The organism is Inquilinus sp. YAF38 (assembly GCF_052113205.1).
Taxonomy (GTDB): Bacteria; Pseudomonadota; Alphaproteobacteria; order DSM-16000; family Inquilinaceae; genus Inquilinus.
In genome coordinates this window covers 1-22,095 of sequence record NZ_JBFRCU010000110.1, presented here as the reverse complement: position 1 = coordinate 22,095, position 22,095 = coordinate 1, and the positions used below count along the sequence as shown (strand labels likewise).

Below are 22,095 nucleotides of genomic sequence, written 5' to 3'. Positions count from 1 at the left end.
CAGCTTGTCCTTGAGCAGCAGGGTCAGCCGCACGGCGCGCGAGACGGTGGCGATCCGCTGGCAATAGTCGACCCCAGGCTGCGGCGCCTGCAGCGCCTCCCGCTGCGTCGCCCGGGCGATCGACATCTGGATCTCGACCAGCTCCGCCACCACGCACAGATCCGCCGCCCGCTCCTCCTGCGGAGCGGCCGAGGCCTCGGTGGCCGATTCGGTCTGCGCTTTGTTCATAGAACATAGCATGAACGCAGCCGCCAGATAATACAATTGCACATTGTGTTAACAGCGGGATGAGGTTCGCTCCCGCCAGGCCGTCCGATCCGGCCCGAACCCATCCCGATCTAGCCGGGCCTGCCGTCCAGCGTGTCGGCGATGCGGACCAGGTCGGCGACCGATCGCACCGCCATCTTCCGCATCACCTGGCCGCGGTGGATCTTGACCGTGATCTCGCTGAGGCCGAGCCGGCCGGCGATCTCCTTGTTCATCAGCCCGGTGGTGACCAGGGCCATGATCTGCCGCTCGCGCGGGGTCAGGGTCTCGTAGCGCCCGGCGACCTCGGCCGTGCGATGGTCCGCGGCGCGCCGCTCGCGGTCGCGTTCGATCGCGGCACCGACGGCGTCGAGCATGTCCTGGTCACGGAACGGCTTGGTCAGGAAGTCGACGGCGCCGGCCTTCATTGCCCGCACGCTCATCGGGATGTCGCCATGGCCGGTCATGAACACCACCGGGATGCCGAGCCCGGCCTCGGCCAGCTGCGCCTGGAGATCGAGGCCGCTGGCCATCTGCAGCCGGATGTCGAGCACCAGGCAGCTCGCCGACGCCAGCTGGTCGCCGTGCAGCAGCTCCTCCGGCGCAGCGAAGCAGGCGACACGGAAGCCGACTGAGCGCAGCAGGCTGTCGAGCGCGGTGCGGACCGGCGCCTCGTCGTCCAGCACCAGCACCAGCGGCGCCTCGGGCGCGAAACCGGTCATGCCCGCCCCCGATCCACCGGCAGCGCGATGTGCAAGGTCAGCCCCGCATCGGCGTTGCGCGACGCCCGGATCCGCCCGCCATGGGCTTCGACGATCGAGCGGCAGATCGACAGGCCGAGGCCCATGCCGCCGGGCTTGGTGGTGCGGAACGGGGTGAACAGGCGCGGCATCTCCTCAAGTGTCAGCCCGATGCCGCTGTCCTGGACCTCGACCACGACCTCCCCGGCCGGGCCCATGCTGGTCTCGATCGTGAGCTCGCGACGGGGCGCCGTGGCCATCGCCTGGATGGCGTTGACCACGAGGTTGATCAGCACCTGCTGCAGCTGGATGCGGTCGCCCGCCACCGGCGGCAGCCCGGGCGCCAGCCGGGTCCGCAACGCCACGCCATGGTCGGCGATCTCGTGCTGCATCAGCTCGACCACCTCGTCGACGACGATGTTGGGATCGACCGCCACCCGTTCCGGCTCCGCCTTCCGGGTCAGGTCGCGCAGCCGCTGCACGACATGGTCGGCGCGGTTGGCCTGGCCGGCGATCCGGCCGGCGCAGGCCCGCGCCTCGTCGAGCGCCGGCACCGGCCGGTCGAGCCACCGCTGGCAGGCCTGGGCATCGGTGACGATCGCGGCCAGCGGCTGCTTCACCTCATGCGCGATCGACGCTGTCAGCTCGCCCAGCGTCACCACCCGAGAGACATGCGCCAGCTCGGCCCGGGCCTCGGCCAGGGCCTGGCGTTCGGTGATGTCGACGGCGCTGAGGAGGCCGGTGGACCGCACGCCGTCGGCCGGGAAGGTGGCGGTGAGCAGGACCGAGCGGCGTTCGCCGCCGATGGTCTGCAGCACGGTCTCGCCGGCGAAGGACGGCCGGCCCTCCGCCAGGGCGATCAGCAGGTCGCGCCAGGTCCGCACGGTCTCCGGCAGGAAGATCTGCTGACGTCGGGCGATCGCGTGTGCCGTGTCCGCGGCGCCGACCAGCCGGACCGCGGCGTCGTTGGCGTCGACGATCCGCACCAAAGCGATGCAGCGCTCGACCAGGCGGTGATCGTCCTCCAGCCGGCGCCGGAGAGTGCCCTGGCGCGCGAGATCCTCGAACAGGCTTTGGACCTGGGTGAAGTCCTCCTCCCAGATCGCCACGCCGACCGACTGGAAGATGCCGCGCCAGCGCCGCTCGCTGTCGCGCAGCACCGCCGTCGCCGCCTGGCTGCGCTGAGCCAGGACGGTGGCGATGAGGATCGCCGACAGGCTGACGATGCCACGCAGGAGATGGGGTTCGAAGCCGGTGGGCCGTAGCCCGACCAGGAAGCCGATCACCGTCAGCCCGCCGCAGCCGAGCGCGACCAGCAGGACGCCCCGGCGGTCGAGAAAGCCGACCGACATCAGGATGACGATGGCGTAGAGCACCGCCACCGCGATCTTCATCGGGCTGAAGGTGTCGAACAGGAAAATGGCAAGAGCGAGGGCCGCGGTCAGCAGCGGCAGCAGCCGCTCGCGCCCGGCCCAGGCCTGCAGGGCGATGCTCGGGCGGCCCCTGGATGCTGCGATCGAGGTGGCGGTCATCGGCATCGGGAGATCTGCCCGGGATCCGTTGCGATCATGGTGCTGTGTCCTCGGGTCGGCTCGGTTCGCCCCCGCTGGCCGAGAGATGAGGGCGCGCGCGGCCGGCGACAACACCTCGCGGCGGGACGCTGGGTCGCCCTTCACGAATCCTTCTTGTTTTTCTTATTCTGAGAATTAGGGTAACTGAAGCGACACCGATTCGGGCCGCCCCTGTCCTCGTAATTCTCGAAGTGAGCAGAACCTGATGTCCACCGCAACCGACTACACCCCTGCCGTCGCCGCGCGCACCGCGCCGCTGTACGACCGGCTGTCCCGCGTCATCCCGGCCTTCGACTGGCCCGGCTTCGCCCCCGACATCGACGCCGTCCTGCGGCTGAAGCGGGAGCGTGACGCGGTGATCCTGGCGCACAACTACCAGACGCCGGAGATCTTCCACGGCATCGCCGACATCACCGGCGACAGCCTGGCCCTGGCGCGTGAGGCGGCCCGGGTCGAGGCCTCGGTGATCGTGCTGTGCGGCGTGCACTTCATGGCCGAGACGGCGAAGCTGCTGAACCCGGCCAAGACCGTGCTGATCCCCGATGCCGCCGCCGGCTGCTCGCTGGCCGAATCGATCACGCCGGAGGATGTGCGCCTGCTGCGCCGCCGCTATCCCGGCGTGCCGGTCGTCACCTATGTCAACACCTCGGCCGCGGTGAAGGCGGAGAGCGACATCTGCTGCACCTCCGGCAACGCCGTGAAGGTGGTGGAGAGCCTGGGCGTGCCGCGCGTCATCTTCATCCCGGACGGCTATCTGGCGGCCAATGTCGCGGCCGAGACCAGGGTCGAGATCATCGCCTGGCAGGGCGCCTGCGAGGTGCATGAGCGCTTCGGCCCGGACGATGTCCGGCAACTGCGCGAGGCCCATCCCGGCGTGGTCGTGCTGGCCCATCCGGAATGCCCGCCGGAGGTGGTGGCCGAGGCCGATTTCGCCGGGTCGACCGCGGCGATGAGCGACTATGTCGCGACCAAGCGGCCCGGGCGGGTGGTGCTGGTGACCGAATGCTCGATGAGCGACAACGTCGCCGTGCAGTTCCCGGAGATCGACTTCATCCGGCCCTGCAACCTGTGCCCGCACATGAAGCGGATCACCCTGCCCAAGATCCGGCACGCGCTGGAGACGATGACCCACGCGGTGGAGCTGGATCCGGCCGTCATCGGCCGCGCCCGAGCCGCAGTCGAACGCATGCTGGAGGTGCGCTGATGGACGCGATGATGTCCCGCCCGCAGGACCGGATCGTGGTGATCGGCGCCGGCATCGCCGGGCTGGCCACGGCGTTGCAGCTGGCGCCGCTGCCCGTCCTGCTGCTGTCCGCGGCACCGGTCGGGGCCGAGGCCGCCACCGGCTGGGCCCAGGGCGGCATCGCCGCGGCGCTGGGCCCCGACGATGCCCCGGCGCTGCACGCCGCCGACACGCTGGCGGCCGCGGCAGGCCTTGGCGACCCGGAGGTGGCGCGGCGCGTGACCGAGGCTGCGCCCGGCTGCATTGCCTGGCTGGCCGGGCTCGGCGCCCCCTTCGACCGCACGGATGACGGCGGCTTCGCGCTGGGGCTGGAGGCTGCGCATGGTCGCCGCCGCATCGTCCATGCCGGCGGCGACGGCACTGGCGCCGCGGTGCTGCACACCCTGGCCCGGGCCGTCGAAGCCGATCCGCGCATCGCGATCCGCCACGCCCGCGCCACCGCCCTGCTGCGCGACGAGGCCGGCATCTGCGGCGTGCTGGCCTGGGAGGACGGCACGCCGGTGGCGATCCCGGCCCGGGCCGTGGTGCTGGCCACCGGCGGGGTCGGCGGCCTGTATGCCCACACCACCAACCCGCTCGGCGCGGCCGGCACCGGCCTGGCGCTGGCGGCGCGGGCCGGGGCGGTGCTGCGCGACCTGGAATTCGTGCAGTTCCACCCGACCGCCATGGCCGTCGGCCGGGACCCGATGCCGCTGGCCACCGAGGCGCTGCGCGGCGAGGGCGCGACGCTGATCACGGCCGCGGGCGAACGGGTGATGGCCGATCATCCCCAGGGCGACCTGGCCCCGCGCGACGTCATCGCCCGCGCCGTCTTCCGCAAGGTCATGGCCGGCGAGCCGGTGTTCCTGGATGCGCGGCCTCTGGGCTGCGGGTTGGACCGCTTCACCAAGGTCACCGCGCTGTGCCGCGAGGCCGGGCTGGACCCGGTGCGGCAGCCCATCCCGATACGCCCGGCCGCCCATTATCACATGGGCGGCGTGGCGGTGGACGCCCGCGGCCGCAGCTCCGTCCCCGGCCTGTGGGCCGCGGGCGAGGTGGCGGCGACGGGGCTGCACGGCGCCAACCGCCTGGCCAGCAACTCGCTGCTGGAGGCGCTGGCCTATGCCGGCTGGATCGCCGCGGACATCCGCGGCGGCGAGGCCCGGGCGCCGCTGCGGCCGCTGCCGGTCGGCGCCGCCCGCCGCCCTGTCCCCGATGCCGGCATGGTCGCCACGCTGCGGGGGCTGATGGAGCGCCATGTCGGCGTCGTCCGCGACGGTGCCGGTCTGATCGCCGCGGTCACGGCGCTGCGGCCCCTCGCCGATGCCGCGCCCTCGGCCCTGGCCGACCGTGCCCTCGCCGGCCTGCTGATCGCCGCCGCGGCGCTGCGCCGGCGCGAGAGCCGCGGCGCCCAGTGCCGCAGCGACCGGCCCGCGGCCGACCCGGTCTCCGCCCCCTCCTTCCTGACCCTCGCCGATGTGCTGGAGGGCGACGCCCCCCGCACCGGCACCGCCCGCCCGTGAGGCCGACCATGGATTTCCTCTCCCTTCCCGCCCTGCTGGTCGAGCCGGTGGTCCGCGCCGCGCTGGCCGAGGATCTCGGCCGTGCCGGCGACATCACCAGCGCCGCCGTGATCCCGGCCGATTCCCGGATGCGCGGCGTGATCGCCGCCCGCCAGCCCGGCACCGTCGCCGGCACCGACGCCGCCGCCCTGGCCTTCCGCCTGCTCGACCCCGCCATCGCCGTCGCCATCCYGATGCCGGATGGCAGCCGGGTGGCGCCGGGCGATTCGGTGATCCGGATCGACGGCCCGGCCCGGCCGATCCTGGCGGCGGAGCGGGTGGCGCTGAACCTGCTGTGCCGCCTGTCCGGCGTCGCCACCGCCACCGCGTCGCTGGTGACCGCCGCCCGGCCACACAAGGCGCGCATCGCCTGCACCCGCAAGACCACGCCGGGGCTGCGGGCGCTGGAGAAGCACGCGGTCCGGGCCGGCGGGGGCGTCAACCACCGCTTCGGCCTGGATGACGCGGTGCTGATCAAGGACAACCACATCGCCGTGGCCGGCGGGGTGCGGCCGGCGATCGCCCGGGCCCGCGCCGCAATCGGGCATCTGGTGAAGATCGAGGTCGAGGTCGACACGCTCGGCCAGCTCGACGAGGCCCTGGCCGAGGGCGTCGACGTCGTGCTGCTGGACAACATGACCCCGGACCAGCTGCGCGAGGCGGTGCGCCGGGTCGACGGACGGGCGGTGACCGAGGCGTCCGGCCGGGTGACGGCGGAGACGGTGCCGGCCATCGCCGCCACGGGCGTCGACCTGATCTCCGCCGGCTGGATCACCCATTCGGCGCCGATCCTCGACCTCGGCCTGGACTGGGAGGGGTAGGACAGCGGCCGGGTCGGTTGCTACCCTGCGCCGGCCGCCGCAACCAGGAGCCAGCCGATGCGGATCGTCGATATCCGGGAGCGCTCGGTCGCGATCTCGCGCTATGCCGATCCCGCTATCCCGTCCGGTGGACTGACCACCAGCATGGTCACGATCGTCACCGACGTGGTGCGCGAGGGCCGGCCGGTGGTCGGCTACGGCTTCGGATCGATCGGCCGGTTCGCGCAAGGCGGGCTGATCCGGGAGCGTTTCGCGCCGCGGCTGCTGGCCGCGGCCGACGGCGCCCTGGCCGATGCGGCCGGGACCAATTTCGACCCGTTCCGGGCCTGGTCCGTGATGATGGCCGGCGAGAAGCCGGGCGGCCATGGCGAGCGCTGCGTCGCGGTCGGCACCCTCGACATGGCGCTGTGGGACGCCGCCGCCAAGATTGCCGGCCTGCCGCTGCACCGATTCTCGGCCGACCGACTCGGCCGCGGCGATTCGGTCCCGGACCGCGTCCAGGTCTATGCCGGCGGCGGCTACTTGTATCCGGCCGACGACCTCGCCCGGCTGGCGGAAGAAATGCGCCGGCTGGCCGATCTCGGCTACACCCGCGCCAAGATCAAGATCGGCGCGGCCGGGCTGGTGCAGGATCTGCGCCGGATCGAGACAGCCGCGGCGCAGCTGGCCGGCCCCGGCAACCTCGCCGTCGACGCCATGAACGTCTATGAAGGCCCCGCCGCCCTGGCCGCGGCCGCCGCTTTGGCGCCACTGGGGCTGTGGTGGTTCGAGGATGTCTGCGACCCGCATGACTTTCCGACCCAGACGGCCGTGGCGGCGGCCTATCCGGGCCCGATCGCGGCCGGCGAGGCGCTGTTCTCGGCCGCCGAGGCCAGGCTGCTGGCGCTGCATGGCGGGCTGCGGCCCGACCGCGACATCCTGCTGTTCGACCCGGTGCATTGCTACGGCCTGCCCGGCACCCTGCGGATCATCGAGGTCATGACCGCCGCGGGCTGGCCGCGCCAAGCCTTCTGGCCACATGGCGGCCATCTGTTCACCCTGCATGTCGTCGCCGCGCTCGGGCTGGGCGGCGCGGAGGTCAATCCGCTCAGCTTCCAGCCCTTCGGCGGATTCGAGGACGGCGCCATCGTGAGCGATGGATTCGCCAGCCTGCCGCAGCGGCCCGGCATCGGCTTCGAAGGCCGCGCCGAGTTGCACCGGCTGTTCAGGGACTTGGCTTAGATCACCGGCTGCACGGCCCGATGACCCGGTCGACCGACAGCACCGGCATCGCCGCGGCGCCGCGGCGCTCGAAGCGGCCATGGACCAGCAGACAGCCGCCCGCGGCCCAGGCGCGCCAGATCTCGTGCCGCACCTGGTCCAGCAGCTCGGCCCGCGCCGCGATCGCCGGCGGCGCGTCGCCGGCATAGGCCGGGGGGACGGTCCCGGCCGCGACGCTCTCGTCGTCGACCGGCACCACGCCGCGCCACGGGCAGGGCTGCTTCAGGCAGCGCACGCCGGTGTCGCCGACCCGGAACAGGCCAGGCGGCGTCTCCTGTGCTGCCGCGCCGGCGAGCGGCGGCGCCGCCACCAGGATCGCAGCCGCCACGGCGGATGCCAGGGATCGTCTCATGCGGCCCTCCTCGCCGTCGCCTCCACGCTCCCGAACGGCCATGGCGAAAGCATGGCTTCGTTCCCGCCCCGGCCCCACCGGTTCGCGGTCGAGACTAGCCGGATTCGCCGCCGTTCGGCGAATTGTCGTAAAGCACTCGGCAACTGGGGGTTTCATCCGCTACAACGCTTGGGATGACTCTGATCACCGACACCGCCGAGCTCGCCGCCTTCTGCGACCGCATGGCCGCGGCCGACTACATCGCCATCGACACCGAGTTCATGCGCGAGCACACTTTCTGGCCGAAGCTGTGCCTGGTGCAGATCGCCGGGCTGGACGAGGCCGTGGCGATCGACCCGCTGGCGCCCGGCATCGACCTGGCGCCGCTGTTCGCGCTGGTCCACAACCAGAAGGTGCTGAAGGTCTTCCACTCCGCCCGCCAGGATGTGGAGATCTTCGACCACCTGACCGGCCAGGTGCCGACGCCGCTGTTCGACACCCAGGTCGCGGCCATGGTCTGCGGCTTCGGCGAATCGGTCAGCTACGAGAACCTGGTCGGCAAGCTGGCCAATGCGCGGATCGACAAGTCGTCGCGCTTCACCGACTGGTCGCACCGGCCGCTGACCGAGCGCCAGATCGAGTATGCGCTGGCGGACGTCATCCATCTGCGCCCGGCCTATGAGGCGCTGCGCCAGCAGCTGGCCAAGTCCGGCCGCGAGGCCTGGCTGGCCGAGGAGATGGCGATCCTGTGCGATCCGGGCACCTACCGGACCGAGCCGGACCAGGCTTGGCTGCGGCTGAAGCCGCGCAACGCCTCGGCCAAGTTCCTGGCGATCCTGCGCGAGGTGGCGGCCTGGCGCGAGCGCGAGGCGCAGAAGCGCGACATCCCGCGCGGCCGGATCATGAAGGACGAGGCGCTGCTGGAGATCGCGGCGCACACCCCGCGCGACCTCGATGCCATGGCCCGGATTCGCGGCATGAGCCGCAACATGGCCGAGGGCTGGCAGGGCCAGGGGCTGATGGCGGCGGTCGAGCGCGGCCTGGCGACGCCGCCCGACCAGGCGCCAAAGCTGGCGCAGCGGCCGCCGACCCCGCCCGGCATCGCGCCGCTGGTCGAGCTGATGCGCGTGCTGCTGAAGATGAAATGCGAGGATGAGGGCGTGGCCCAGAAGCTGGTCGCCGGCAGCGACGACCTGGAGGCCATCGCCATGGATGACGACGCCCAGGTGCCGGCGCTGCATGGCTGGCGCCGCGAGATGTTCGGCGAGCATGCGCTGGCGCTGAAGCGCGGCGGCATCGCCCTGGCGGTGCAGGGCCGGCGGATCCGGGTGGTGTCTCTCTGACACCAAGCCTATTGACGATGACCCATTTTCCTCACCGTCATGGCGAGCCCCGGAGGGGCGTGGCCATCCAGAATGGTGGGGTTCGTTCCGGCTGCGGGACTGGATGGCCACGCTTCGCTCGCCATGACGAAGAAGGGGCGGAGAGTCGAACTCAAAGACAACAAGTATAAAACGGAGAAATCGGATGTTGCGGAGCGCCCTGATCGGACTCGTCCTTCTCGTCGCGCCCGCCGCCGTATCGGCGCAGGAGACCGAGCCGCGCTTCGCCTGGCCGGCTGCCTGCACCCTGGGCCAGGACTGCTTCATCCAGAACTACGTCGACGCCGTGGCCGGGCCGCGCTTCGGCAATTTCCGCTGCGACCGCCTGGGCTACAACGGCGACAACGGCACCGACATCCGCCTGCGCGACCTGGCCGCCATGCGCAAGGGCGTCGACATCCTGGCGGCGGCGGACGGCACCGTGATCGGCGTCCGCGACGGCGAGCCGGACATTTCGGTCAAGGAGCGGGGTGCCGAGGCGGTCAAGGGCAAGACCGCCGGCAACGGCGTCACCATCGATCACGGCGGCGGCTGGCACACCCGCTACGCCCATATGAAGCAGGGCAGCGTCGCGGTGAAGCCGGGCGACGCGGTCAAGGCCGGCCAGAAGCTGGGCCAGATCGGCCTGTCCGGCAACACCGAATTCCCGCATGTCGAGTTCAGCGTGTTCAAGGAGGACAAGGGGGACACGTTCCTCGACCCCTTCACCGCGCTGCCGGTCGAGTCGGGCTGCGAGAAGACCGGCCATTCGCTGTGGGCCGCGGATATTCCCTACATCCCGACCGCCCTGCTGATCGCCGGCTTCGCCGCCGGCCCGGCCGATTGGGAGACCGCCCGGCGCGGCGAATATGCCGACGTGAAGGGCGGCCGGAACGCGCCGCTGGTGATGTGGGCCGAAAGCTTCGGCGTGCGGGCCGGCGATACCCAGACCGTCACCATCACCGATCCGGACGGCAAGCCCGTGCACCGCGACCGGACTGTGCTGGCCGAATCGAAGAACCTGTGGTCCGTGTTCAGCGGCCGGCGCGCCCCGCCCGAGGGCTGGACGGCCGGCACCTATACCGGCCGCTACCAGCTGGAGCGGAACAGCGCCCTGGTGGTCGACACCGAGCGGCAGGTCGAGATCCCGTGACCGCGATCCTCTACGGCGCCCGCTACAGCGCCTATGTCCGCGCCGCGCTGCTGGTGCTGCAGGAGAAGGGCGTGGAATTCGACCTGGTCGAGGTCGACATCTTCGCGCCCGAGGGGCCGCCGCCGGGCTATCTCGGCCGCCACCCCTTTGGCCGCATTCCCGCATTCGAGCATGACGGCTTCACGCTGTACGAGACCGCCGCGATCACCCGTTATGTCGACGAGGCCTTCCCCGGACCGGCGCTGCAGCCCGCCGACGCCCGCGGCCGGGCCCGGATGAGCCAGATCATCGGCGTGCTGGACAGCTACGCCTACCGCCCGCTGGTCTGGGACATCTATGTCGAGCGGGTGTCGAAGCCGAAATCGGGCCGGCCGAGCGACGAGGCCCTGATCGCCGCGGCCCTGCCGCGGGCCGGGCTGTGTCTCGACGTGCTCGAGGGCTTCCTCGGCGACGGGCCCTGGCTGCTCGGCGGCACGCTCAGCCTGGCCGACCTGCACGCCGCGCCGATCCTCGACTATTTCCGGATGGCGCCGGAGGGCCGCGACCTGCTGGCGCGGCACGGGCGGCTGGCCGCCTGGTGGGACCGCATCGCCGCCCGGCCGAGCGCCGGGGTGCTGGGGCGAAGTTAGAGACCGTCTGGAAATGCACCCTGCGCGGCCGAAGGTGCAAGCGCTGCAGGTCCGCTGAAAAATACATCGTCGGCCGTGTCGGCTCGGACGCGCCGGAATCGTCTTGGAGATTGATACTTCAGGAGACAGCCCATGAACGCCAAAGCCAAGACGTGTGTCCCCGCCGATCAGCTCGCCCGCGAAAGTCCCATTCGCATCCTCAACGAGAGCGTCGAGTACCGGGCGGCGCGACAAGCGCTGCTCGCCCAGGAGTTCGAACTCCGCCGCCAGATCGAGCGGGTGGCGGCGATGCGCCGGGCGCTGCCGCCTGGAGGTCCGGTTACCGGTGACTATCGTTTCGAGACCGAAGACGGCCCAAGTGACCTCGCCGGCCTGTTCGGCGATAAGCAGACGCTGGTGGTGTACAATTACATGTTTGGGCCCGAGAGGAAGCGGCCATGCCCGATGTGCACGAACCTGCTCGACGCCTGGGACGGCAACGCCGACGACATCGCTCAGAGGGTATCGCTTGTGGTCGTCGCGCGCTCGCCGTTGCAGCGGCTCGCGGCGGTGAAGCGCGAGCGAGGTTGGAAAAACCTCAGGCTGGCGAGCGCTCTCACCGACGCCTTCACGCGGGACTATGCCGGGAGCCCGGACGGCGGATTGGATAGTGGAGGGCCCGCCGTTTTCACCCGCAGGGACGGCACGATCCGCCACTTCTGGTCGCAGGAGATGATCGCCAGCGACCCTGGCCAGGACCCGCGCGGCGCGCCCGATTTGGCCCCATTGTGGACCGTGCTCGACATGACCCCAGAAGGGCGCGGCGTCGACTGGTATCCCTCGCTGGAGTACCCGGACCAGAGCGCGATGGCTTCAGGTTGAATTCCGCCAGACTCATCCCGCTCTAGCCCCAGACCGGCGAGCGGCCGCAGCCCAGCAGCACCGCCCGCAGGTGGGCGGTGATGCGCGCCTCGTTCTCGGCCGAACGGCTGGCCGGCTCCGGCCGGGTCCCGCGTGAGGCCCGGTCGTCCCGGTCTTCCGGCGGTGCAATCGACGCGTCGCGATCCATCAGGCCTTCCCCCGTCAATGTCGTCCCGGCCGATTCAGCCGGCAAAACATGGCGGCATCGGGCCGATCCGGGGTCGCGGCCCGCCTTATTTGCGGCTCGGCCCGATCCGTGCCGAACCGGCCCGGGGTGACGCCGAAGCCGGCGCGGAAGCGGGTGATGAAGGCGCTGACGCTGTCATAGCCGACCGCCAGCGCCGCCTCGGTCACCAAGGCGCCGCCGCCGAGCAGCGCCGCCGCCCGGATCAGCCGGGCATGGTGCCGCCACTGCACGAAGCTCAACCCCGTCTCGGCCTTGAAGCGCCGCACCAGGGTGCGCTTCGGGATATTCAACAGGCCCGCCCAGTCGTCGAGCCGGCGCGGATCGGCCGGGTCCGCGGCCAGGGCCGCGGCCATCCGGCGCAGCCGCGGGTCGCGCGGCGTCGGCAGGCGCAGCGGCTCCTCCGGCGCGGCGCGCAGCTCATCCAGCAGCACCGCCAGCAGCCGTTCCCGGCGGCCGGGATCGTCGATCTCGGCGATCCGATCCAGCAGCGGCAGGGCCAGCGGCGGCGCCCGCAGCACCGCCGGCTGCGGCGGCAGGTCGGCGGCATCGAGATAGAGGCTGGTGCCGGCCACCGGCCCGAGCGTCAGCACGCCATGCGGCACGCCGGCCGGCATCCAGCACAGCCGGCCGGCCGGCATGATCCAGTCCCCGACGCCGCTGCGGATCAGGGCCAGCCCGCGGTCGAGGGCGAAAAGCTGGCCGCGCTCATGCGCATGGATCGGGCTGTCGAAACGGCCATCATGGCGGAAGCGGCGGATCTGGATCGGCACGGGCTGGCCAGAATGAGCAATCGAAGGGCCCGATCCGGTTAGCACGCCAGCCGGCTCGACGGCTAGGGTACCCCCGACTCCAGGATGAGGCTTCGATGACACCCCTGCCCCCCGGCCCGCTGCACCGATCGCTCGCCCGGCTCGAAGGCGCCTGGGAGGGCGAGGAGGAGGTGTTCCCCAATCCGTGGGGACCGGGCGGCCCGGCGCGCGGCCGCTGGAACTTCCGCTTCGACCGCGCCGGCCTGGCGCTGATCCATGATTTCAGCGAGGAGCGGGCGGGCGGATACCGTTTCGACGCGCATGGCGTGCTGACGGTCGATCCGGCGGCGCAGGAGATCGTCTGGTTCTGGTTCGACAGCTATGGCTGGCCGCCGCTGGCCCCGTCGCGCGGCGCCTGGGAGGGCGACCGGCTGGTGCTGGAGAAGCACACGCCGCGCGGCATCGGCCGGTCGGTCTTCACCGTCGGGCCGGATCGCTTCAGCCATGAGATCGAGAGCCGGCCGACCGGGCAGGACGGCTTCATCCCGGTCATGCGCGGCGTGTTTCACCGGCGAGGCTGAGGCCGGCCGGCGCCGGGTCGGCGAAGACGAAGGGCCGGACCAGCAGTCGGCGCTTCCAGTGCAGCAGCCCCAGCCCGCCCTGCTCCAGCGCACCGTAGAGGACGAAGCGCACGCCCCGCACCCGCGGATCCTCGCGGCGCAGCAGCCAGCGCGCGATCTCGACGAACAGCAGCTTCATCGCGCCGGACGACAGGTGGTCGGCATGGCCGAGGAAGCTGACGATGCGGATGATGTTGCCGACCCGGCGCAGCACGATGGTGCCGACCAGCCGGTCGCGCCCGCCATCGTCGATGAACACGCCCCAGTCGAGCGCCCAATGCTCCGGGCAGGGCGCATCGAGCCAGGGGTCGCCCTTGACACCGCTGCCGCGGCCGAAGCGCTGGGCGAAGGCCTGCGGCACCGGCCCGCCGGAGCGGAACAGCTTCGACGCCTCGATGTCGCGCATGTCGTCGCCCTGGGCGAAGCGGTCGAAGATCCGGCAGCGATAGCCCGCCTTCGCGGCCTTGCGCGTCTCGCGCAGGATGTAGCCGAAGGAGTGCTTGCGGATCTCCTTCTCATAGGCCTCGGCATCGGCGAAGGGAGTCAGGTCGAGCAGGCAGGGCGTGCCCTGCCACAGCCGGGCGACGCCGTCCGGACCGCGCCGCGTGTATTTCGCCAGATAGTCGCGATGCGCCGACACCATGCGGTGGCAGAGATGCCCGCCGGAGCAACCCTCGGTCTGCAGCCGCAGCGCCGCCTCCGGCAGGTCGGCGGGGCGCAGCCCCCAGATCCGCAGGCGCTGCTCCTTGCGCAGCCGGAACAGCACCGGCTCGACCCCGCCGAGATAGGCCCGCATCGCCATGCCGGAGACAGAGATCGCCACGAAACCTCTCATCGAATCCTTAAGGTTCGATCGGAGTATGGCGACAATCTCCATTTGCGATCAACGAATTCGGTCCGGAACCTCGAAACTATCGAGTCCAATTTTAGGAAAATGCAGTATTCGGGAATGCAATCCTGCCATGGCACTCCGCACTGCTCGGTGGTTTCCCGGCCGTCCGATCTCTGGCACGCTGTGCCGGCCGGCCGTGCCGGTGGAGACCGGACCATGACGCTCGACGATTACCTGCTCTTCCTGCCCGCCTGCTTCGCGCTGAACATGGCGTTCGGGCCGAACAACCTGCTGTCGCTGTCGAACGGCGCCCGCGACGGCACCTTGCGCGCCGTCGCCGCCGCCTCCGGCCGGCTGATCGCCTTCGCCATCATGATCGCCGTCGCCGGGCTCGGGCTCGGCACGCTGCTGACCGCCTCGGAGCTGGCCTTCACGGTGGTGAAATGGCTGGGCGCCGCCTATCTGATCTGGCTCGGCATCAAGCTGCTGCGGGCCGACGTCCTGGCGCCGGAGCGGATGGCCGCCACAGGACCGCAGCCGCTCGGCGCGCTGATCCAGCAGGAATTCTGGGTCGCGGCCGGCAATCCGAAGGCGATCCTGATCTTCACCGCCTTCTTCCCGCAATTCGTGGTGCCGCAGGACTATGCTGCCAGCTTCGCCCTGCTCGGCGCCAGCTTCCTGGCGCTGGAGGTCGTGGCGATCACGATCTACGCCCTGATCGGCGCCCGGCTCGGCCGATGCGTCCGCAGCGCCCGGCCGTTCCGCTGGCTCAACCGGATCTCCGGCGGGCTGATGATCGGCTTCGGCCTGCTGCTCGCCGCGGCGCGCAAGCCGGCGGGGTAGCCGCGGTCAGCCGAGGAACTCTTCGACCGCCGCGGTGAAGGCCTCCGTCTGCTCGATATTGGCGATGTGGGCGGCATCGAGGACCTGGAAGCGGGCGCCCGGCACCGCGGCCGCGATCTCCTGCCCGCGCTCCGGCGGGGTGCCCTGGTCCTGGGCGCCCGACAGCACCAGCGTCGACGCCCGGATCCGGCCGATCGCCTCGCGCTGGTCCATGTCGCGGATCGCGGCGCAGGTGGCGGCATAGCCTTCGGGCGAGGTCGCCAGCAGCTTGCGGCGGATGCCGTCCACCGCCTCCGGCGCCCGCTCGCGGAAGCCCGGGCTGAACCAGCGGCCGATCACGCCGTCGACCATGGCCGCCATGCCGTCCCGCCGCACCGCCGCGATCCGCGGGTCCCAGAGCTCGGGCCCGCCGGCATAGGCGGTGGTGCAGCTGGGCATCAGCCGGCCGACCCGGTCCGGCGCATGGATGCCGAGCCACAGCGCCAGCATGCCGCCCAGCGACAGGCCGACGACATCGGTGCGGGCGATGCCCAGGGCATCGAGCAGCCCGACGGCATCCTGCCCCAGCCGGTCCAGGCTGTACGGCCCGGCCGGCGCGTCGCTGCCGCCATGGCCGCGATGGTCATGGCGCAGCACCCGGAAGCGCCGGGCGAGCTGCGGCACCTGCGGCTGCCACATCTCGAGATCGACGCCGAGCGCATGGGACAGCAGCAGCGGCGGCCCGTCCTCGGGCCCGTCGAAACGATAGTGCAGCCGGCATCCATCGACGGTGACGTAAGGCATGGTCGAATCTCTTGGCTGGGGCAGGTCGACAAGTCGCGGCGCGGAGCCGCGCGACGCAGTGTGGCCGGATGGGTTATGGAAGTCGACGATGCCGCATCGACCGGGGATGCCGGCGAAGTGCGACGGAGAGGATGATGACCGACCATCGCCAGCAGGCGCCCGCGGCAGCGCGCAACCGGGACCCGATCCTCGCCGTGCTGCGCGGCGTGCTGCCCGAGACCGGCACGGTGCTGGAGATCGCCAGCGGCACCGGCGAGCACAGCCTGCACTTCGCGCGGGCGCTGCCGGGGCTGGTGTTCCAGCCATCCGATCCGAATCCGGAGGCGCGAAACAGCATCGCGGCCTGGGCTGGGGAGAGCGGCCTGGCCAATCTGCGCCCGCCGCTGGCGCTGGATGCCGCGGCGCCGTCCTGGCCGGTCACGGCTGCTGACGCGGTGCTGTGCATCAACATGATCCACATCTCGCCCTGGGCCACGACCGAAGGGCTGATGCGCGGCGCCGCTTCCATTCTGCCGCCGGGCGGCCCGCTGTATCTCTACGGCCCCTATCGCCGTGCCGGCGTGGCGACCGCGCCGAGCAACGAGGCTTTCGACCGCGACCTGCGGCGGCGCGACCCGGCCTGGGGATTGCGGGACATGGAGGCCGTCGCCGCCCTGGCCGATGCGGCGGGCTTTTCGGGTCCCGCCGTCACCGAGATGCCGGCCAACAATCTGAGCGTCGTGTTCCGGCGGCTCTGACGGCCGGATCTGGTCCCTGGCGGGAGGACCTGATCAGGGTAGCAGCGCCCATGGCTTCGACATGATCCCGCCCAGAAGTTCAGGCACGGTGGCCGCTTCCACGCCGGGGCCGTGCCCATGGAACTGCTCGAACGCGACCACGAGTTGCAGACGCTGGCGGTCGCCCTCGGGGAGGCCGTGGCCGGCGAGGGCCGCATCGCGCTGGTCAGCGGCGAGGCCGGCATCGGCAAGACCAGCTTCGTCGATCGCTTCATCGCCACGGCCGGGCGGCCGGCCAGGCTGCTCAAGGGCCAATGCGATTCACTGTCCACGCCGTCGCCGCTGGGCCCGCTCTACGACGTCGCCCGCCAGACCGGCGGACGGCTGTCGGCCCAGCTCGAGGCCGAGGCGCCGCGCGCCGCTTTGTTCTCCACCATGCTCGACCTGCTGCGCGGCCAGCCGCAGCCGGTCATCCTGCTGGTCGAGGACGTCCATTGGGCGGACGAGGCGACGCTGGACCTGATCAAGTATCTCGGCCGCCGCATTGCCGAGAGTCCCGTCCTGATCGTGCTGACCTATCGCGACGACGAGGTGGGCGCCCAGCACCCGCTGCGCCTGCTCCTGGGCGATCTGGCGATGTCGCGGATCGTCCGCCGCATCGAGCTGCGGAGCCTGACGGTCGATGCCGTGCGCCGGCTGGTCGCGGAGCTGCCTTTCGATGCCCTTGCGCTGCACCGGCAGACCGGCGGCAACCCGTTCTTCCTGGCCGAGGTCCTGGAGCATGCCGGACGCGGCGTTCCGCAGACGGTCTATGATGCGGTGCTGGCGCGCGCGGCGAAGCTGCGGCCGGCGGCACGGGCCATGTTGGAGGCGGCGGCCGTGATCGGCAGCCGGGTCGAGCACGCGCTGCTGGAACGGGTGCAGCGCGGGGCCGTCGACGGCCTTTCCGACTGCCTCGCCGCGGGGCTGCTGGCGCCGGCCGAGACCGGCGTCGCTTTCCGGCACGAACTGGTGCGGGACGCCGTGCTGGCCGGCCTCGATCCCGGCCGGCGGCGGGAGATCTGCCGGGCGGTGCTCGATGCCCTGAGGTCCGGCGGGCGCGGCGACGACGCCCAGCTGGCACATTTCGCCGAAGGCGCAGGCGACGGTGCGGCGGTTCTCGAATTCGGGCCGGCCGCGGCGCGCGCCGCGGCCGCCGCCGGCGCCCATTGCGCGGCGGCCAACCAGTATCGGCGCGTCCTGGCCTTCGCCGCGAACCGGGCGCCGACCGAGCGGGCGCGGCTGCTCGAAGCCTATGCCCAGGAATGCGCCATCGTCGACGACCTCGCCGAGGCCGCCCGGGCGCGCGACGAAGCCATCCAACTGTGGCGCCGGGCCGGGGACCGGCTGAGGGAGGGCGAGAACCTGGCCGCCCTGGCCTGGCCCCTGGTCCGGAGCGGCCGGAACGCCGCCGCGGAGGAGGCCAGCCGGCGCGCCATCGAGACGCTGGAGGCGATGCCGCCGACCCGCCAGCTGGCCGATGCCTATCGGATCCAGGCGCATCTGCGGATGCTGCATCGCGACCGCCGGCCGGCGGTGCGCTGGGGCCGCAAGGCGATCGCGCTGGCCACGCGGCTGGACGACGACGCCATCGTCGCCGCGGCCGAGAACGTCGTCGGCTCGGCCATGCTGGTCTTCGGCAATGAGCGGGGCCGGCCGCATCTGGAGCGCGGCCTCGCTCTGGCGCGGAAGGCCGGGCTGGATGCGCTGGTCGGCCAGTCCTATTCCGATCTCGGCTCCTGCTACGGCGAGCAGTACAGCTTCACCGAGGCCGAAGGCCATCTCGCCTCCGGCATCACCTACACCGCCGAGCGCGACCTGGACCACGCAAACCACTACATGCGGTCTTGGCTTGCCCTGACTCGGCTTTATCAGGGCCGGTGGGACGAGGCCGCCGAGATCGCGACGGCGCTGATCGAAGGCCCGCATGTCGCCATGGTCAGCCGCATCATGGCCCTCGTCGCGCTCGGCCGGGTGCGGGCGCGGCGCGGCGATCCGGGGGTTGCCGCGGTGCTGGACGAAGCGCTGGACCTGGCACTGCAGACCGACACGCTGCAGCGCCTGGCGCCGGTGCGGACCGCACGGGCCGAGGCTGCCTGGTTGTCGGATCAGCCCGAGCGCACCATGGCGGAAGCCGCCGCGGCCTATGAGCTCGCGGTCCGGCACGGCCATCGCTGGCATGCGGGCGAGTTCTCCTTCTGGCGCTGGCGGGCCGGCGACCGGAACGACCCGCCGCGCTGGGCCGCTCCGCCCTTCCTGCTGCAGGTCAAGGGCGACTGGCAGGGCGCGGCCGCTGCCTGGGATCGGCTTGGCTGCCCTTACGAGCAGGCGCGCGCCCTGGCCGATGGCGACATGCCGGCCAGGCTGACGGCGCTCGAGATCTTCGACCGGCTCGGTGCCGCCCCCGCGGCCGCGGCGCTGCGCCAGCGGATGCGCGTCGAAGGGGTGCGCCGGGTGCCGCGCGGCCCCAGGGCGGCGACGCGCCACAACCCGCTGGGCCTGACCCCCCGCGAGATGCAGATCCTGGATTGCCTGACCCAGGGGCTCAGCAACGGCCAGATCGGCACCCGGCTCCATGTCTCGCCGAAGACCGTCGACCACCATGTCTCGTCGGTGCTGGCCAAGCTCGGCGCCTGCACGCGCGGCGAGGCCGCCCGCATTGCCTTGGAGCAGCGGCTGCTGCCGCAAAATGGGGAGGGGGCGGCCGCAAAATAGGGAGGCCCTCCCGATGCGCGGGATTCGCGCCGGCCATAGCGTGGCGAGGTGAAGCGGTCCCGGACCGCACAAGGGAGAGAGACAACGCCATGCCACGCTATCTTATCGAACGCCAGTTCCCCGACGGGCTCGGCCTCGTCCCGGACCAGCAGGGCCGGCAGACGGCAGCCGCCGTCATCGCCAACAATGCCCGGGACGGAGTCACCTGGGTGCAGTCCTATGTCACCCCGGACAAGAAGCGGACCTATTGCATCTACGATGCGCCCTCGCCGGAGGCGATCCGCCAGGCGGCGAACCGCAACGGGCTGCCGGTGGAGCGCATCACCGAGGTCCGCGTGCTCGATCCGTATTTCCACCTCTGACGAACGGGACGAACACCGCGAGCGTCACGGCCGGGCCGCATCTCACGGCCCGGCCCCTTCACAGGTGACGATATGTTCATTCTAGCTGCCGCGCGCACGACCAGCCTGTCCTGGCTGCGCGTCCTCCTGACGTGGCGATCGGGCCGGCGCAGCACGCCGACCCGGAAGCCGCACCGTCTCGAAAGGCTTCCCGACAACCTCAGGGACGATGTCGGGCTGGAGGTCTGGCCGAGGTGACGCCTCGGCCTCAGCCCTCCACCCGCCAGCCCGGCACGGTCTTGCCGCGGAAGACATGGACGTCGTCTCCGCCCGGCACCGGCAGCCGCTCCGGCAGATCCTCGGCGCCGCGGACCAGGGTGAAGGTCTCCTCGTTCACCGGCAGGCCGTAGAAGGCCGGGCCGTTCAGTGCGGCGAAGGCCTCGAACCGGTCCAGCGCCCCCTCCTCCTCGAACACCTGGGCGTAGCAGGCGACCGCGACCCGGGCGTTGAACACACCGGCACAACCGCAGGCCGTCTCCTTCGCATGCACCGGATGCGGCGCGGAATCGGTGCCGAGGAAGAAGCGCGGGTCGCCCGAGGTCGCGGCCGCCCGCAGCGCCAGGCGGTGGCGCTCACGCTTCACCACCGGCAGGCAGTAATAGTGTGGCCGCACCCCGCCGACCAGCAGGTCGTTGCGGTTCAGCACCAGATGCTGCGGCGTGATCGTGGCGCCGACCAGGCCGTCACCCTGGTCGAGCACGAAATCGACCCCGTCCTGGGTGGTGACGTGCTCGCACACGATCCGCAGCTCCGGGAAATCGGCCCGGATCGGCTGCAGGTGGCGCTCGATGAACACCGCCTCGCGGTCGAAGATGTCGATGTCCGGATCCACCACCTCGCCATGCACCAGGAGCGGCAGGCCGATCGCCTGCATCCGCTCCAGCACCGGGCGGACCTTGGCCAGGTCGCGCACGCCGCCATGCGAGTTGGTGGTGGCCCCGGCCGGGTACAGCTTCACCGCGGTGAGGATGCCCTCTTCCTGGCCGCGGGCGAGGTCGTCCGGGTCGGTGCCCTCGGTCAGGTAGGCGGTCATCAGCGGGGTGAAGCGCGCGCCGTCGGGCAGCGCCGCCAGGATGCGGTCGCGATAGGCCCGGGCGTCGGCGGTCGTCACCACCGGCGGCGTCAGGTTCGGCATGATGATGGCGCGGGCGAAATGCGCCGTGCTGTGCGGCAGCACCGCGCGCAGCATGGCGCCGTCGCGCAGATGCAGGTGCCAGTCGTCGGGGCGGCGGATCGTGAGGCGGTCGGTCATGGCGGGTGTCCTGCAGCGGCGGCCGGATCATGGCCATGCGGTAGAAATACCGCAAGCGCGCTTGCCGGATGACGGCCCCGGTCCTAAGACACCCCAAATCCGCCGGAGCCCGCCATGATCCTCTCGACCAGCTTCCCCGACCGCAAGACCATCGCCCGTCTGACCGCCCAGGCCTATCTCGAGGCCGGCGCGGTCAGCTTCAACGCCGAGACGCCCTACAAGTTCACCTCGGGCTGGGCCAGCCCGGTCTACACCGACACGCGGCGGCTGATCTCCTTCCCCCGCATCCGCGGCGTGCTGATGGACTTCGCCACCTCGGTGATCCTGAGCGAGATCGGCTTCGAGAAGATCGACGCGGTGGCGGGCGGCGAGACCGCCGGCATCTCCTACGCCGCCTGGATCGCCGACCGCCTGGCCCTGCCGATGCAGTATGTGCGCAAGAAGCCGAAGGGCTTCGGCCGCAACGCCCAGATCGAGGGCGTGCTGACCGAGGGCCAGCGGGTGCTGCTGGTCGAGGACCTGAACACCGACGGCCGCAGCAAGGCCAAATTCTGCCAGGCGCTGCGCGATGCCGGCGCGGTGGTGGAGCATGTCTTCGTCGTCTTCAACTACGGCATCTTCAAGGACACGCCGAAGTTCTTCGAATCGATCGGGGTCGAGCTGCACGGGCTGGCGACCTGGTGGGACGTGCTGGAGGTCTGCAAGGCCGGCAATCATTTCGACCCGAAGACGCTGGCCGAGGTCGAGAGCTTCCTGCACGACCCGGTCTCCTGGTCCGCCGCGCATGGCGGCATCGACAAGATGCCCACGGATTGAAGGCCGGCTCGCCCCCTCACCCTCCCGTCGCTGCGCGCCGGGCCCCTCCCTCTCCCTGAGCTACTGGATCTACACATCTCGTTCGCACACGCATCGGCCCAGTTGTGCCTCTCCCGCTTGCGGGAGAGGTCGGGCTCGCGCAGCGAGACCGGGTGAGGGCGGCTCGGCCGCGACACCAGGATCGGCGTTTCAGGATGGGGCGGATCACGCGCTCGCTCCTGGCAGAGCGGTGCTTTCGGCGAGGCCGCTATCCCCTCACCCGGACATCCTTCGGATTGTCCAGCGGATGGAGGGGTGACATTTTAGACCGGATGGATGGGTGACAGATTTGGCGAGTTTGGGGGGC

23 protein-coding genes are annotated in these 22,095 nt (G+C 71.4%); 14 read left to right on the top strand and 9 right to left on the bottom strand.

Annotation, left to right across the window (positions count from 1 at the left end):
• From AB4Z01_RS32015 to AB4Z01_RS32005, 3 genes are all read right to left on the bottom strand, one after another.
• Positions 1-228: hypothetical protein (locus AB4Z01_RS32015; protein ID WP_441700342.1), on the bottom strand; the 228-nt coding region annotated here is incomplete at its 3' end.
• A 110-nt stretch (positions 229-338) separates the two neighbouring features.
• On the bottom strand, positions 339-968 hold the full coding sequence (locus tag AB4Z01_RS32010) for a response regulator transcription factor (protein ID WP_441700341.1): 630 nt from the start codon (positions 966-968) through the stop codon (positions 339-341).
• Complete coding sequence (locus AB4Z01_RS32005; protein WP_441700340.1) at positions 965-2,524, bottom strand: sensor histidine kinase; 1,560 nt, start codon at positions 2,522-2,524, stop codon at positions 965-967. Before AB4Z01_RS32005 ends, AB4Z01_RS32010 begins: the two co-directional genes overlap by 4 nt.
• Positions 2,525-2,762: 238 nt before the next feature.
• Between AB4Z01_RS32005 and nadA the strand changes: the two genes are divergently transcribed.
• The 4 genes from nadA to AB4Z01_RS31985 are packed head-to-tail and all read left to right on the top strand — an operon-like array spanning position 2,763 to position 7,383.
• On the top strand, positions 2,763-3,761 hold the full coding sequence (gene nadA, locus AB4Z01_RS32000) for a quinolinate synthase NadA (RefSeq protein WP_441700339.1): 999 nt from the start codon (positions 2,763-2,765) through the stop codon (positions 3,759-3,761).
• Entirely contained in the window at positions 3,761-5,302 is a 1,542-nt protein-coding gene (locus AB4Z01_RS31995; RefSeq protein ID WP_441700338.1) for an L-aspartate oxidase, read from the top strand. Before nadA ends, AB4Z01_RS31995 begins: the two co-directional genes overlap by 1 nt.
• On the top strand, positions 5,299-6,162 hold the full coding sequence (gene nadC / locus AB4Z01_RS31990; protein ID WP_441700337.1) for a carboxylating nicotinate-nucleotide diphosphorylase: 864 nt from the start codon (positions 5,299-5,301) through the stop codon (positions 6,160-6,162). The genes AB4Z01_RS31995 and nadC overlap by 4 nt, the downstream gene beginning before the upstream one ends.
• Before the next feature lie 57 nt (positions 6,163-6,219).
• Positions 6,220-7,383 carry an enolase C-terminal domain-like protein gene (locus AB4Z01_RS31985; protein ID WP_441700336.1) on the top strand — a complete coding sequence of 388 codons (1,164 nt, stop codon included), beginning with the start codon at positions 6,220-6,222 and terminating at the stop codon, positions 7,381-7,383.
• Position 7,384: 1 nt separating this feature from the next.
• Here the strand turns inward: AB4Z01_RS31985 and AB4Z01_RS31980 are convergent, their stop codons facing one another.
• Positions 7,385-7,774: a hypothetical protein gene (locus tag AB4Z01_RS31980; protein ID WP_441700335.1), complete on the bottom strand. Its 390-nt coding sequence runs from the start codon at positions 7,772-7,774 to the stop codon at positions 7,385-7,387.
• Between the two features lie 173 nt (positions 7,775-7,947).
• Between AB4Z01_RS31980 and rnd the strand changes: the two genes are divergently transcribed.
• From rnd to AB4Z01_RS31960, 4 genes are all read left to right on the top strand, one after another.
• A complete protein-coding gene (rnd, locus tag AB4Z01_RS31975; RefSeq protein ID WP_441700334.1) occupies positions 7,948-9,096 on the top strand; it encodes a ribonuclease D in 1,149 nt (382 codons plus the stop codon).
• A gap of 184 nt (positions 9,097-9,280) precedes the next feature.
• Positions 9,281-10,267 (top strand): M23 family metallopeptidase, encoded by a 987-nt coding sequence (locus AB4Z01_RS31970; RefSeq protein ID WP_441700333.1) that lies wholly within the window; start codon positions 9,281-9,283, stop codon positions 10,265-10,267.
• Positions 10,264-10,896, top strand: coding sequence for a glutathione S-transferase family protein (locus tag AB4Z01_RS31965; RefSeq protein ID WP_441700332.1), 633 nt, complete (start codon positions 10,264-10,266; stop codon positions 10,894-10,896). The genes AB4Z01_RS31970 and AB4Z01_RS31965 overlap by 4 nt, the downstream gene beginning before the upstream one ends.
• A 132-nt stretch (positions 10,897-11,028) precedes the next feature.
• Positions 11,029-11,757 carry a DUF899 family protein gene (locus AB4Z01_RS31960; protein WP_441700331.1) on the top strand — a complete coding sequence of 243 codons (729 nt, stop codon included), beginning with the start codon at positions 11,029-11,031 and terminating at the stop codon, positions 11,755-11,757.
• A 22-nt stretch (positions 11,758-11,779) separates the two neighbouring features.
• On the opposite strand, the gene AB4Z01_RS31955 is transcribed toward AB4Z01_RS31960, so the two are convergent.
• Positions 11,780-11,944, bottom strand: coding sequence for a hypothetical protein (locus tag AB4Z01_RS31955; protein ID WP_441700330.1), 165 nt, complete (start codon positions 11,942-11,944; stop codon positions 11,780-11,782).
• Positions 11,945-11,958: 14 nt separating this feature from the next.
• On the bottom strand, positions 11,959-12,753 hold the full coding sequence (locus AB4Z01_RS31950) for an AraC family transcriptional regulator (RefSeq protein ID WP_441700329.1): 795 nt from the start codon (positions 12,751-12,753) through the stop codon (positions 11,959-11,961).
• Positions 12,754-12,848: 95 nt separating this feature from the next.
• Here AB4Z01_RS31950 and AB4Z01_RS31945 point away from each other — a divergent pair, with 95 nt between their 5' ends.
• Positions 12,849-13,313: a DUF1579 family protein gene (locus AB4Z01_RS31945; RefSeq protein ID WP_441700328.1), complete on the top strand. Its 465-nt coding sequence runs from the start codon at positions 12,849-12,851 to the stop codon at positions 13,311-13,313.
• On the opposite strand, the gene AB4Z01_RS31940 is transcribed toward AB4Z01_RS31945, so the two are convergent.
• Positions 13,282-14,175 carry a hypothetical protein gene (locus AB4Z01_RS31940; RefSeq protein ID WP_441700327.1) on the bottom strand — a complete coding sequence of 298 codons (894 nt, stop codon included), beginning with the start codon at positions 14,173-14,175 and terminating at the stop codon, positions 13,282-13,284. The genes AB4Z01_RS31945 and AB4Z01_RS31940 overlap by 32 nt on opposite strands.
• Before the next feature lie 225 nt (positions 14,176-14,400).
• On the opposite strand from AB4Z01_RS31940, the gene AB4Z01_RS31935 reads away from it, so the two are divergent.
• Positions 14,401-15,027: a LysE family translocator gene (locus AB4Z01_RS31935; protein WP_441700326.1), complete on the top strand. Its 627-nt coding sequence runs from the start codon at positions 14,401-14,403 to the stop codon at positions 15,025-15,027.
• A 6-nt stretch (positions 15,028-15,033) separates the two neighbouring features.
• Here AB4Z01_RS31935 and pcaD read toward each other — a convergent pair whose 3' ends face one another.
• Positions 15,034-15,810 (bottom strand): 3-oxoadipate enol-lactonase, encoded by a 777-nt coding sequence (gene pcaD / locus AB4Z01_RS31930; protein ID WP_441700325.1) that lies wholly within the window; start codon positions 15,808-15,810, stop codon positions 15,034-15,036.
• Positions 15,811-15,944: 134 nt separating this feature from the next.
• Here pcaD and AB4Z01_RS31925 point away from each other — a divergent pair, with 134 nt between their 5' ends.
• The 3 genes from AB4Z01_RS31925 to AB4Z01_RS31915 all read left to right on the top strand — a co-directional run bounded on the left by AB4Z01_RS31925 (position 15,945) and on the right by AB4Z01_RS31915 (position 19,642).
• Positions 15,945-16,547: a DUF938 domain-containing protein gene (locus AB4Z01_RS31925; RefSeq protein WP_441700324.1), complete on the top strand. Its 603-nt coding sequence runs from the start codon at positions 15,945-15,947 to the stop codon at positions 16,545-16,547.
• A gap of 117 nt (positions 16,548-16,664) precedes the next feature.
• Positions 16,665-19,280, top strand: coding sequence for a helix-turn-helix transcriptional regulator (locus AB4Z01_RS31920; RefSeq protein ID WP_441700323.1), 2,616 nt, complete (start codon positions 16,665-16,667; stop codon positions 19,278-19,280).
• Between the two features lie 89 nt (positions 19,281-19,369).
• On the top strand, positions 19,370-19,642 hold the full coding sequence (locus AB4Z01_RS31915; RefSeq protein ID WP_342237399.1) for a DUF4242 domain-containing protein: 273 nt from the start codon (positions 19,370-19,372) through the stop codon (positions 19,640-19,642).
• 247 nt (positions 19,643-19,889) lie between these two features.
• On the opposite strand, the gene pyrC is transcribed toward AB4Z01_RS31915, so the two are convergent.
• Positions 19,890-20,933 (bottom strand): dihydroorotase, encoded by a 1,044-nt coding sequence (gene pyrC / locus AB4Z01_RS31910; protein ID WP_441700322.1) that lies wholly within the window; start codon positions 20,931-20,933, stop codon positions 19,890-19,892.
• Positions 20,934-21,047: 114 nt separating this feature from the next.
• Here pyrC and AB4Z01_RS31905 point away from each other — a divergent pair, with 114 nt between their 5' ends.
• A complete protein-coding gene (locus tag AB4Z01_RS31905) occupies positions 21,048-21,749 on the top strand; it encodes an orotate phosphoribosyltransferase (RefSeq protein WP_441700321.1) in 702 nt (233 codons plus the stop codon).
• The last annotated feature ends 346 nt before the right edge of the window (positions 21,750-22,095 follow it).